This is a genomic window from Streptomyces sp. CNX435, assembly GCF_059570575.1.
Map to the genome: position 1 here is coordinate 122,000 of NZ_JCANTA010000019.1, position 11,934 is coordinate 133,933.

The following is an 11,934-nucleotide window of genomic DNA, read 5'->3' on the forward strand; positions in this document are numbered from 1 at the left end:
GGCGTCGGCACCGGGTGTCGGGCGAAAGGATTCCGCCGAACGGGTGTCCCCGGGGGCGTATCGCGCCATTCCTCGTTTCCCGTGATCAGCCGGTGGCAAGCCATGCCCTGGGACCCACCCGGGGAGGCTGGTCGTTGCCGCACTCATCGCCGCCGCCGCGCGCGCCCGGCACCGTCGTACGCATCCGCGACCTCGCCGGCCGTCCGCGGGGCACCGGATTCCTCGTCGACGTCGTGGGCACGGTGCTCACCAGCCACGAGGCCGTCGACGGACTCGCCCGGCTGGTGCTGCACGCCCCCGGCGACGAGCACACGTGGCCGGTCGGGGCCGCGGACGTCACCTCGCTGCCGGGCGCAGACCTCGCGGTCGTACGGGCCCGGGGGCTGGCCGGCGGCCGGCCGTTCGCGCTCGCCGCGGCCGGGGTCGAGGACGGGGCGGAGGTGGCCGTGGCGCTGCCGCGGGCGGGGCGGGTGCCGGAGCGGGTGCCGGGGCGGGTGGTGGCCGCGGGGGCGGCCACGTACACCGCGACCGACCGCTACCACCTCGTCGACGGGGTGCTGCAACTCGCCCTCGCCCCGCACGAATCGCTGCGCGCGGGCGGCGAGGCGAGCGGTGCGCCGGTGCTGGACGCGGCGAGCGGCGCGGTGGTGGCGGTGGTCGGCACCGCACTGCACGCGGGCCGCGGCGGGGTGGCGCACGCGGTGCCGCTGCGCGGTGCGGCGGAGGACGCCGCGGGGACGCTGGCGGCGGCGCTGGACCGGAGCGGGGCGCAGGTGGCGGCGTACGGGCGGGACTTGAACCTGGCGGGGGCGCTGGAGCTGGGGGCGGTGGGGTTCTCTTCGCCGGGGGCGGGGGGTGTGGTGGGTGGCTCGGTTGCGGGCGGCGTCGGTGTTGCTGTGTCCCGGGGCGGTGCCGAGGGGTGTGCGGGCGTCTCGGTCGCGAGGGGCGGCCGGGTGGCGGCGGGTCCGCAGTCTGCGGTGGATCCCGCGGCTTCGGCGGGAGTCGGGAGCTTCGGCGGCGACAGCGGTGCCGCGGGCGCCGCTGGCCGTGGCTGGGGGGAGCCCGTCGAACGATGGGCGGTGCGGGCGGAGTTCGGTCGCTTCCTCGACGGCGCCGCGCACGTCCTCGCGCTCGTCGGCGACCCCGGCACCGGGCGGTCCACCGAACTCGCCGGGCTCGCCGCGCGCCGCGCGGCGAGCGCGGACCCCGCGCCGTCCGTGTGCCTGCGCGGCGCCGACGTCAAGGTCGCGGACGCGGGCGTACGCGACGCCGTGGCCCGGGCGCTGCGCGACGCCGCCGGCGTGGTGACCGCCGCCGCGGGCTCCGCCGGCTGCGCGGGCGACCCGGCGACGGCGAGCCCGGAGGCGGTCGCCGCCCAGGCGCGGGTCGCGGGGCGGCCGTTGCTCGTACTCCTCGACGCCCCGGAGGAGATGCCGCCGGTGCTGGCGTCGCAGGCGCTGGCGGAGTGGACGGCGCACACCGCGGGGTGGCTGCGCGAGCACGGCGTACGGCTGGTCCTGGCGTGCCGGCCGGAGTACTGGGAGCGGGCCGGTGGTCTGTTCCCGGCGGAGATGCTGCACGCGGGGCAGCCGGGGCCGGACGCGTTGCCGCCGTGCGTGCCGCTGGGGGACTTCACCGCGGCGGAGGCGGAGCAGGCCCGCACCCGCTACGGCATCCCCGCCACCGCCCTCCACCCGGCGGACGCGGGCCACCCGCTGACGCTGCGGCTGCTGGCGGAGGTCCGCGGTGCGCTGCCGCGGGGTGGCGGGGCAGAGGCGCCGGGGGCGGTGGCGGACGGTGGCAGCTCGGTGCCGGCCCCGCGGTCGGGCGGGAGCGGGGCGGGTCCTGCCCGGTACGAAGCGAAGCCGCCGGGCGCGAGCCCGAGTTCGGCACTCCCGGGCGACGGCGCCTCGGTGCCGGGGGCGCTGCCGGGCGGGGCGGCGCAGAGCATCGGCTCGGCGCCGGGTGGTGCAGGGCCGCGGCGGTGGGAGGTGTTCGAGGCGTACTTCGCGCTCGTCTGCCTGCGCATCGCCACCCGGCTCGCCCACGAGGCCGGCCCCGCCAGCCCCCGCGGTGCCGCCGTGGGGCGGCTCGCCGCGTACGTCGCGGGGCAGGCGCACGAGGCGGCGCGGCGGTGTCTGGGGCCGGGGCAGGGGGAGCTGGAGCGGGCGGCCTTCGAGGAGCTGTTCCCCTGGCGGGTGCCGGACCACGTCGCCGGCCTCACCGGGTGGGCCGCCGCGGTGCTCGCCGAAGGGCTGCTCGTGCCCGCCGGCGCCGGTTACCGCTTCGCGCACGAGGAGTTCGCCGACTGGCTGCAGGGCGCGCACCTCGACGTCGACGCCGCCCTCGCCGTCCTCGTCCACCGTACCTCCGAGCGCTGGCGTCCCGGCGACCTGCCGTCCTCCGCCGACGGCGGCGCCGGGCGCCGCGCGCTGCCGGTGCCGCCGCACCGCATCGGGTCGTGCGTCGAGGCGCTGCTCCTGCTGGAGCGCCGGCTCGGGCCTACGGAACTGACCCACCGGCTGACGGACCTGCTGGCCGCCGTCGCCGTCGCCGCCGCCCGCCGCCCGTCGTTGCCGGAGCCGCGGCGCGTGCCCGGGGCCGACGGGTCCACCGCCCCCGCCGACGGCGGCTGGTGGGGTGCCCACCTGCTGGGCGAGACCCTGCTGCGGGTGCCCGACGCCCGCCCGTACCGGCAGGTCCTCCGGCGGCTCGCGGCCCGCGTCGCCGACCACGCCGCCCGCCTCGGCGGCACCGCCGAACTCCCCGACGTGCTCGCCCCCTTCGGCCCGTCGTTCTTCACCCGGCTGCCCCTCCCGCTCGCCGACCGGCTCGACCTGCTGCGCCTGCTGGTGCCCGCCGACACCCGCCGCCCGTCCGCGTACCTCACCGCCGCCGGCGAGCTGCTCCACGCCGACCCGACCGCCGCGCAGCCGCTGCTGGTCGCCTGGTTCGACGACGTACGCGACCTGCCCGCCGCGGGCGCCACCGTCGCCGACGCCGCCCAGGCGCTGCTGCACACCCACCGCGCCCGCGCCGTCGACGACCTCGTCGAAGCCCTCGTCGCCGCCGCCCACCCGCGTGCCGGCGAACTCCTCACCGCGCTCGCCGAAGACGAGCCCGCCGCCCTCAGCCGGGCCGTGGACCGCTGGGCGCGCGACCCGCGCGCGGAGCGCCGGGCCGCCGCCGCCGCGTACGCGCCGAAGACCGCCCGGCACGCGCGCGGCGCCGCCGACCGCGCGCTGCTCCGCCACGCCGCCGAGTCCCTGCTCGCGCGGTCCGACGACGACACCCTGCACGGCCCCGCCCTCGCCGTCCTCCTCCGCGACCCCGACAGCCGCGCCGCCCACCTCGCCCGCGCCCTGTCCCTCTTCGCCGCCGACGACCCGCACCTCGCCCCCGCCGACCTCGCCCCCGCCCTCGCCACCCACGCCGCCCCCGTGCTGGACGCCTTCCGCGACCGCCTCCACCGGGCCGGCGGCGGAGCCGCCGCCGACGTGCTGCGCACCCTCGCCCGGGTCCGCGCTCCCGCGCAGGCGACGGCGCGGAGCGCCGCGGACCTCGTCCGCGAGTACGTCGACCACCACCCCGAAGGCGCCGTGGCCGCCGCCGACTTCGTCGACCGGCGGCTGGAACACGGGCAGTCCGACCGCGCCGTGCTCTTCCCGCTCGCCGTGGAGCTGCTGACCGCGCACTCGCCGGTGGTACGCCGCGCGCTGGCGCCGGTCGTCGCCGAGCCGGGAACCCGCACCTCCCGGGCGCCGCGCCGCGAGCTACTGGCCGTGCTGCTGGACCGGGAGCGGGAGCCCGCCGTGCTCGACGCGCTGCTCGCGGCGGTCGGCCGCACGACGGACAGGCGTGCGGAGTGGCGCACGCGGGACCTCGTCCAGCGCGTCGGGCAGCTGCTGATCCGTACGCCGGAGGGGGCCGCCGTGTTCGACCGGCGGCTGGTGGCACTTGCGGCCCAGACGCCGGAGTTCGGGGCGCAGCTGCGCGGCTGGCTGGCGGCGGACCGGGACGCCTGGGCGGTGCTGCTGGGCCCGTGCGCGCAGCTCGCCGTGGGCACGGCGCACCCCCGGCGCGCGTGCTGAGGACGCGGGCGGCGTGCGTACGGGCGCACGGGCGGCGCGTTCGTGCGTACGGCGCGAAACCCGCGGCCCCGCCGTCCACCCGGCGCCCGGGTCCGGCGCCGGGCCGCGCGCATGGCAGTCTTGTGTTCCACAGTCCTGTACCGGGCAGGCACGGACTACGGCGGACCGAGGAGCGGGCACAGTGCAGCGCTGGCGTGGCTTGGAGGACATCCCCGAGGGGTGGGGGCGCAGCGTCGTCACCATCGGCTCGTTCGACGGCGTGCACCGCGGCCACCAGCTGATCATCGGCCGGACGGTGGAGCACGCCCGGGAGCTGGGCGTCGCGTCCGTCGTCGTGACCTTCGACCCGCACCCCAGCGAGGTCGTCCGCCCCGGCAGCCACCCCCCGCTGCTGGCCGCGCACCACCGGCGGGCGGAGCTGATGGCGGACCTCGGCGTGGACGCGCTGCTGATCCTGCCGTTCACCGCGGAGTTCTCGAAGCTGGCGCCCGCGGACTTCGTGGTCAAGGTGCTGGTCGACAAGCTGCACGCGCGGGCGGTGGTGGAGGGGCCGAACTTCCGCTTCGGCCACAGGGCCGCCGGGGACGTCGCGTTCCTCGCCTCGCTCGGCGGGACGTACGACTACACGGTGGACGTCGTCGACCTCCAGGTCAGCGGCGCCGCGGGCGGCGGCGAGCCGTTCTCCTCCACGCTCGCCCGGCGGCTGATCGCCGAGGGTGACATCGCGGGGGCGGCGGAGGTGCTGGGGCGCCCGCACCGGGTCGAGGGCGTCGTCGTACGGGGCGCGCGGCGCGGCCGGGAGCTGGGCTTCCCGACGGCCAACCTGGAGACGCTGCCGCACACCGCGATCCCCGCGGACGGCGTGTACGCGGGCTGGCTGGACGCCGCGGGCGAGCGGATGCCGGCGGCGATCTCGGTCGGTACGAACCCGCAGTTCGACGGCACGGAGCGGACCGTGGAGGCGTACGCGCTCGACCGCGACGACCTCGACCTGTACGGGCTGCACGTGGCCGTCGACTTCCTCGCCTTCGTCCGCGGGCAGCAGCGCTTCGACACCGTCGAGGGCCTGAAGGCCCAGATGCGCCACGACGTCGACGCCTGCCGCGAGCTGACCGCCGGCCGGTGACCGGGCGGGGCCGTCTGGCCCCTGCCGGACGTGGACCCCGCCGGGGACGGCGACAAAAATCCGGTAACCCCGACGGCCCGCCGCCCGGCCCGGACGTCGACTGCGCCGACCTGGCCGGCCCGGTGTGGGTCGGCGACGGCGACCCGCACGACCTCGACCGGGACGTCGACGGCATGGCCGCGACGGAAGCCGATCCGGTGCTACGTCGCCGGGGCTGCCGCGCGCGCCTCGGCCAGGTGGCACGCCACCCCGGCGCGGGCCCCGTCCAGCACCGGCAGGTCCGTGCCACGGCAGGCGCCGGCCACGCCCGCCGACGCCGCCTCACCGGAGGCGAGCAGGTGGCAGCGGGCGTGGAACCGGCAGCCGCCTGGGATCCGCGCCGGGTCCGGCGGCTCGCCCGTCAGCACCACCGGTTCCGTCCCCGACTCCGGCAGCACCGACAGCAGGGCCTTCGTGTACGGATGCCGCGGCGCGGTCAGCACCTGCTCCACCGGGCCCGCCTCCACGATCCGGCCCAGGTACATCACCGCCACCCGGTCGGCGATGTTCCACGCCAGCCCCAGGTCGTGCGTGACGACCAGCGCGGACAGCCCCAGCTGGTCCCGGAGCCGCAGCAGCAGCGCCAGGATCTCGCCGCGCACCGAGGCGTCGAGCGACGCCACCGGCTCGTCCGCGACGATCAGCTGCGGGTCGAGCACGAGCGCGCCGGCGATGACGACCCGCTGCCGCTGCCCGCCGGACAGCTCGTGCGGGTAGCGCAGGAAGAACCGCTCCGGCGGCCGCAGCCCGGCGCGGGAGAGCGCGGAGGCCACGACGGCGCGCTCGTCGCCGCGATGGCCGTGGATGCGCAGGCCCTCGGCGACGGCGTCGTAGACGGTGTGCCGCGGGTTGAGCGACCCGCTGGGGTCCTGCAGCACCAGCTGCACCCGCCGGCGGTACGCCTTGAGCGCCCGGCCGCCGTACGACAGCGGGGAGCCGCGGAAGGAGACCGCGCCGGCGGTGGGGCGGACCAGGCCGAGGAGCGCGCGGGCGAGGGTCGTCTTGCCGCAGCCGGACTCGCCGACGAGCGCGACGATCTCGCCGGCGCCGATGGACAGGTTCACGCCGTCGACCGCCCGCGCGGCCGGGGCGCCGTGCCGCCCGGGGAAGACGACGCGCAGCCCGTCGGCGGCGAGCAGCGGCCCGGGGGTGGCGCCGTCCCCGCGCACGCCCCCGGCGCGTACACCCCCGGCGCGTACGCCGTCGTCCGCCGCTTCCTTACGCGCCGTCACCGGTTCCCGCTTGCGCAGGTCGGGCCGTTCGCCGCCGGGTACGTCCCCGGCCGCCGTCTGCTCCGCCGACTCCCCGCTCACCGTGCCTCCTTGACGCTGTCCACGTGTACGCACGCCGCCCGCCTGCCCGGGCCCGCCTCCCGCAGCCGCGGGTCGTCCGCCGCGCAGCTCTCCAGCGCCACCGGACAGCGCGGGTGGAACGCGCAGCCGCCCGGCAGCCGCGCCGGGTCCGGCGGATCGCCCGGGAGACCCTGCGGGGCGCTGCGGTCCGCGGCCCGGCCGACGGTCGGGAACGCCGCCGCCAGCGCGCCGCTGTACGGGTGCTCCGCCGCCGTGAACACCCGCCGCGCCGGGCCCTCCTCGACGATCCGGCCCGCGTACATCACGGCCAGCCGGTCGCAGGTGTCGGCGAGCACCGCCAGGTCGTGGCTGATCATCAGCAGGCTGATGCCGTGGTCGGCGACCAGCCGCTCGATGAGCCGCAGGATCTGCGCCTGGATCATCACGTCCAGCGCCGTCGTCGGCTCGTCGGCGACGATCAGCCGCGGGTCGCACGCCAGCGCCATCGCGATCATCACCCGCTGCCGCTGGCCGCCGGACAGCTCGTGCGGGTACGCGCCGCCGCGCGCGGCCGGCAGCCCGACCTGCTCCAGCAGCGTCTCCGCCCGCCGCCGGGCCGCGGCCTGGGACGTCTCCAGCCGGTGCAGCAGGATCGGCTCGGCGATCTGGTCGCGGACCCGGTGGACGGCGTTGAGCGAGTGCATCGCGCCCTGGAAGACGATCGACGCGCCCGCCCAGCGCACCGTCCGCAGCCGCCCCCACGACATGGTGAGCACGTCCTCGCCGTCGAACAGGATCTCCCCGCTCAGCCGCGCCGAGCGCGGCAGCAGCCGCAGCAGCGCCAGCGCCAGCGTGGACTTGCCGCAGCCCGACTCCCCGGCGAGGCCGAGCTTCTGCCCGGCGGCCAGGGTGAGGTCGACGCCGCGCACCGCCGGGACGGCGGCGGCGCCCGTACCGTACGTCACGTGCAGGTCCCGCACGTCGAGGAGCGTCATTTCGCCACCCCCAGCTTCGGGTTGAGGACGGACTCCAGCGCCCGGCCGGCGAGCGTGAAGCACAGGGCGACCACCGCGATGGCGATGCCCGGCGGCACCAGGAACGACCAGTGCCCGGAGCTGATCGCACCCGCCTCGCGGGCGTCCTGCAGCATGCCGCCCCACGAGATGACCTGCGGGTCGCCGAGGCCGAGGAACGCGAGCGTCGCCTCGGTGAGGATCGCCTCGGAGATCACCAGCGTGGTCTGGGCGAGGACCAGCGGCATCACGTTCGGCAGCACGTGCCGGAGCATGATGTGCGTGTGCCCGCCGCCCAGCGCCCGGGCCCGTTCGACGTACGGGCGCTGCTCGATGGCCAGCGTCTGCGCCCGCACCAGCCGCGCGGTCTTGGGCCAGGCCGCCACGCCGATGGCGATGATGACCGTGGTGACCGACCGGGACATCACCGTGGCCAGCACGATCGCCAGCACCAGCGTGGGCATGACGAGGAAGAAGTCGGTGACGCGCATGAGCACGCCGGACAGCCAGCCGCCGTAGTGTCCGGCGACCATGCCGACGAGGGTGCCGATGCCGACGGTCAGCGCGGCGGCCAGCAGTCCGACGGTGAGCGAGATACGCGCCCCGTGGACCAGCAGGTCGAGCACCGAACGGCCGAACTGGTCGGTGCCGAGCGGGAACTCGGCGCTGGGGTTCTCCAGCGCCGTGCCCGGCGCGTCGGTGACGCTGTCGGCGTCGGCGCCGGTCAGCAGCGGCGCGGCCAGCGCCGTGCCCGCGATGAGGACGAGCGCGACGAGGCCCACGAGCCCCGCCCGCTGCCGGCGGTACGCGCGCCAGAAGCGCGCCGCGGACCGGCGGCGGCGCGCCCGGGCCAGCGCCCTGGGGTCGGTGGTGGCGGATTCGGCGGGGGGTTCGGCGGCGGGGGGGACGGTGGGATCGACGCCCGGCTCCTTGCCCAGTGCTTCTGCGCTCATCGGCCCACCCGGGGATCGAACAGCGGATAGATCAGGTCGGCGACCACGCTCATCAGGATCATCGAGCCCGCGTAGACGATGAACAGGCCCTGGATCAGCGGCAGGTCGGGGATGCTCAGCGCCTGGTAGAACAGCCCGCCGAGGCCCGGCCAGGAGAAGACCGTCTCCACCAGGATGGAGCCGGCCGCGATGAAGCCGAGGTTGACGAAGACGAGCGTGATCGTCGGCAGCATCGCGTTCGGCACGGCGTGCCGGCGGCGTACGAGGTCGTCGCGCAGCCCCTTGGCGCGCGCGGCCGTCAGATAGTCGCTGCCCATCTCGTCGAGCAGTGAGGAGCGCATGACCAGCAGCGTCTGCGCGTAGCAGGCGGCGACCAGGGTGAGCACCGGCAGGACCATGTGGTGCGCCACGTCCACGACGTACGCGAAGCCCTCCTCGCCGCCGGACTCCATGCCGCCGGTGGGGAACCATCCCGGGATGGGGCCGATGCCGACGGAGAAGACGATGATGAGCAGCATCCCGAGCCAGAAGTGCGGCACCGACCAGAAGGTGAGCGCGATGCCGGTGTTCACCTTGTCGCCGAGCCCGCCGTGCCGCCAGGCCGCGCGGGTGCCCAGCCAGAGGCCGAGCGCGCTGTAGAGCACCACGGCCGTGCCGGTGAGCAGCAGGGTGGCCGGCACCCGCTCCCAGATGAGGTCCAGCACCGGCTCGTTGAACTGGTACGAGTCACCGAGGTTCCCGGTCAGCGCGTCGCCGAGGTAGCGCGTGAACTGCTCCCACAGCGGCAGGTCGAGCCCGTACTGGCGGCGCAGCGCGGCGAGTTGCTCCGCGTCGACCTTGCGGCCGTGCGTCATCGTCTTGACCGGGTCGCCGGGGATGATCCGGAAGAGGAAGAAGCTGGTGACGAGGATGGCGAAGAGCGAGACCGCGGCGCCGGCGAGCTTGCCCGCCACGTAGGCGAGGTAGGCGCGGCGGGAACTGCCCGCGGCGCCGCGGGTGCCGGGTGCGGTGGGCGCCGTTTCCACGGCGGCGGGGGTGACGGGTGGGTCTGCCGTTGACATGGCCCTCGCTTTGCTGGGGTGCCGTCCGGGTACGTGGCGCGGGTGCGGAGTGTGTCTCGGGCGGGTGGGTCGGTCGGGCGGGGTGTCCGGCGCCGCGGCGCCGGACACCCCGGGTGGGCGAGGGGGCGTACGGGCTACTCGCGGTCCTCCGCGGTGGCCCGGCGGCGCAGCGTGAAGACCACGCCCGCGGCGACCGCGACGACGAGCGCCGCACCGCCGCCGAGCACCACGCCCGTGGCCGAGCCGCCGTCGTCGTCCGACGCCTCCCCGGCGGGGACCGCGGTGGCCCAGCTCCAGGAGCCGTCCTGGCCCCAGATGTTGCCGTCGCCCGCGGGCATCGCGGTGATCGACTTGATGTGGTCGGTGCGGTACGCCTCCACGGAGTTCGGGTACGCCAGCACGTTCATGTACCCGGTGTCGTAGAGCACCGACTGCATCTCCCGCACCGTCTCCGCGCGCCCGGCCGGGTCGTCGTACGCGGCCAGCTGCTCGGCGTAGAGCCGGTCGAAGTCCTTGTCGCAGATGAAGTTGTCCGTCTGCCCCACGACGTCCTCCGACTCCGGCAGCGCGGCGCAGGTGTGGATGGCGAGGACGAAGTCCGGGTCGGGGTTGACCGACCAGCCGTCGAACGCGAGATCGTACTCACCGGCCACCCAGGGGTCGCCGACGTTGTCCATGCACTGCAGGTCCAGGCCGATGCCCAGCTCGCCCCACCACTCCTCCAGGAACTTGCCCGCCGCCTTGTCCTTGGGGTCGGTGGCGTGGCACAGCATCCGGAAGTTCAGCGGCTTGCCGTCCTTGCCGACGCGCTTGCCGTCCTTCAGCTCGTAGCCCGCCTCGTCCAGCAGCCGCGCCGCCTCATCGGGGTCGTAGCCGACCTCCTGCCCGGCCGACGGCTTCCAGTGGTAGTCGGCGAAGCGCGGCGGGATGTAGCCCGCACCCTCGACGCCGTGCCCCTGCAGCACCTTGTCCACTATCGCCCCGCGGTCCACCGCGTGGAACAGCGCCTTGCGCACCCGCGGGTCCAGCAGCGCCGGATGGCCGTCGCCGAACTTGCGGCCCTCGACGTCCCGCGCCCCGGGGTTGGTGGCGATGGCCCAGAAGCGCCGGCCCTGGCCGTCGTTGACCTTGATGTCGGGCTGCCCCTCCAGCGACGCGGCGTGCGCCGGCGTCAGGTCCGGCACGAAGGACACCTCGCCCTTCCGCAGCGCGGCGACGGCGGCGTCGGTCTCCTTGTAGTACTTGAACGTCAACTGGTCGAACTTCGGCGCGCCGCGCCAGAAGTTCTCGTTCCGCTCGAAGGTGACGTGTGAGTCGGTCTTGAAGCCGGTGAGCACGAACGGGCCGCTGCCCACCACCGGGAAATCCGCGTCGTTGTTGAACTTGCCGAGGTCGTCGACGTCCTTCCAGACGTGCTTGGGCACGATCGGCAGGTCCATCGAGTTCATCGTGGCCTGCGGCTCCTTCAGCTCCACGACGAGCGTGCGGGCGTCGGGCGCCGAGACCTTCTCGAAGTTGGTGACGTACGAGCCGTTGGCCGTGCCGGCGGCGTCGTCGGTCATCATCGTGTGGAACGTCCAGCGGGCGTCCTCGGCGGTCAGCGGCTTGCCGTCGGACCACTTCACGCCGTCGCGGATGGTGTACGTCCACGTCCTGCCCGCGTTCGAGGGCTCCCACTTCTCCGCCAGCCCGGGGATGGGCTCCTGCGTCTTCACGTCGTAGTTGACGAGGGAGTCGTACATCAGCCGGTTCAAGCTCGTGGCCACCAGATTGACCGCGAGGAACGGGCTGAGCGAGTCGACGCTCTGGGCGACGGCCGCCGTCAGGACCTTCTTGTCGCCGTTGTCGCTGCCGCCGCCGTTGTCCTGGGCGGGCGTCGCCGCGGCCGGGCCCGCCGGGCCGACGGCGGCGGCCCCGACCAGCGCGAGGGCCGCGGCACCCGCGCAGAGCGCGCGGCGCAGCCGGCGGCCGTGGCGGGCGGCGGCGGGGGTCGGTCGCGGGGATGGGCCGGGCGGGAGGGCGTTCTCGTCGGTGGGCTGCATGACACCTCGCGGGTCGGGGGGCGGGATGCCGGCTGACCGGCCTGGGGTCGGGTCTGTCTAGCGAGGTTGGTCTAAACATGTCAACGACCGTGACCGGCCTGTACGAGGGCGATACCCGGCTGAAACGCGAATGAGGCCCGCGCCTTCAAAAAGGCTGCGGGCCTCATTGGTTCAACCCAATGGCGGCAGGAGCGTCGCCGTCCGGCGCGGACCGGCGGATCGGCCGCCGGTGCCGCGCGCGCCACCGCGGGCGTTTCCGCTGGCCGGTCGTGCGGGTCGGCCGGGCGGGCGGCGTGGGCCGGCGGCCGGGGCCGCCG

At 76.0% G+C, this 11,934-nt stretch carries 7 protein-coding genes; 2 read left to right on the forward strand and 5 right to left on the reverse strand.

Annotated features, from left to right (window positions below):
- Window positions 1–134: 134 nt before the first annotated feature.
- Both T328_RS26790 and T328_RS26795 read left to right on the forward strand, forming a co-directional pair.
- Window positions 135–4,091, forward strand: a complete 3,957-nt coding sequence (locus tag T328_RS26790; RefSeq protein ID WP_496498742.1) for a serine protease — start codon at window positions 135–137, stop codon at window positions 4,089–4,091.
- 181 nt (window positions 4,092–4,272) lie between these two features.
- Window positions 4,273–5,217 (forward strand): bifunctional riboflavin kinase/FAD synthetase, encoded by a 945-nt coding sequence (locus tag T328_RS26795; protein WP_496498743.1) that lies wholly within the window; start codon window positions 4,273–4,275, stop codon window positions 5,215–5,217.
- 200 nt (window positions 5,218–5,417) lie between these two features.
- Here the strand turns inward: T328_RS26795 and T328_RS26800 are convergent, their stop codons facing one another.
- The 5 genes from T328_RS26800 to T328_RS26820 form a co-directional block, all read right to left on the reverse strand.
- Entirely contained in the window at window positions 5,418–6,425 is a 1,008-nt protein-coding gene (locus tag T328_RS26800; protein WP_496498768.1) for an ABC transporter ATP-binding protein, read from the reverse strand.
- Between the two features lie 140 nt (window positions 6,426–6,565).
- Window positions 6,566–7,543, reverse strand: a complete 978-nt coding sequence (locus tag T328_RS26805) for an ABC transporter ATP-binding protein (RefSeq protein ID WP_496498744.1) — start codon at window positions 7,541–7,543, stop codon at window positions 6,566–6,568.
- The gene (locus tag T328_RS26810) at window positions 7,540–8,514 is read right to left on the reverse strand and encodes an ABC transporter permease (protein ID WP_496498745.1); all 975 of its coding nucleotides are present in this window, start codon (window positions 8,512–8,514) and stop codon (window positions 7,540–7,542) included. The genes T328_RS26805 and T328_RS26810 overlap by 4 nt, the downstream gene beginning before the upstream one ends.
- Complete coding sequence (locus T328_RS26815) at window positions 8,511–9,575, reverse strand: ABC transporter permease (RefSeq protein WP_496498746.1); 1,065 nt, start codon at window positions 9,573–9,575, stop codon at window positions 8,511–8,513. The genes T328_RS26810 and T328_RS26815 overlap by 4 nt, the downstream gene beginning before the upstream one ends.
- Window positions 9,576–9,709: 134 nt before the next feature.
- Window positions 9,710–11,617 (reverse strand): ABC transporter substrate-binding protein, encoded by a 1,908-nt coding sequence (locus T328_RS26820; protein WP_496498747.1) that lies wholly within the window; start codon window positions 11,615–11,617, stop codon window positions 9,710–9,712.
- Between the last annotated feature and the right edge of the window lie 317 nt (window positions 11,618–11,934).

Excerpts from the sequence above, each read along its gene's own strand:
- T328_RS26815 (WP_496498746.1), bottom strand. The coding sequence starts at position 9,575 with ATGTCAACGGCAGACCCACCCGTCACCCCCGCCGCCGTGGAAACGGCG.
- T328_RS26820 (WP_496498747.1), bottom strand. The coding sequence starts at position 11,617 with ATGCAGCCCACCGACGAGAACGCCCTCCCGCCCGGCCCATCCCCGCGA.
- T328_RS26805 (WP_496498744.1), bottom strand. The coding sequence starts at position 7,543 with ATGACGCTCCTCGACGTGCGGGACCTGCACGTGACGTACGGTACGGGC.
- T328_RS26810 (WP_496498745.1), bottom strand. The coding sequence starts at position 8,514 with ATGAGCGCAGAAGCACTGGGCAAGGAGCCGGGCGTCGATCCCACCGTC.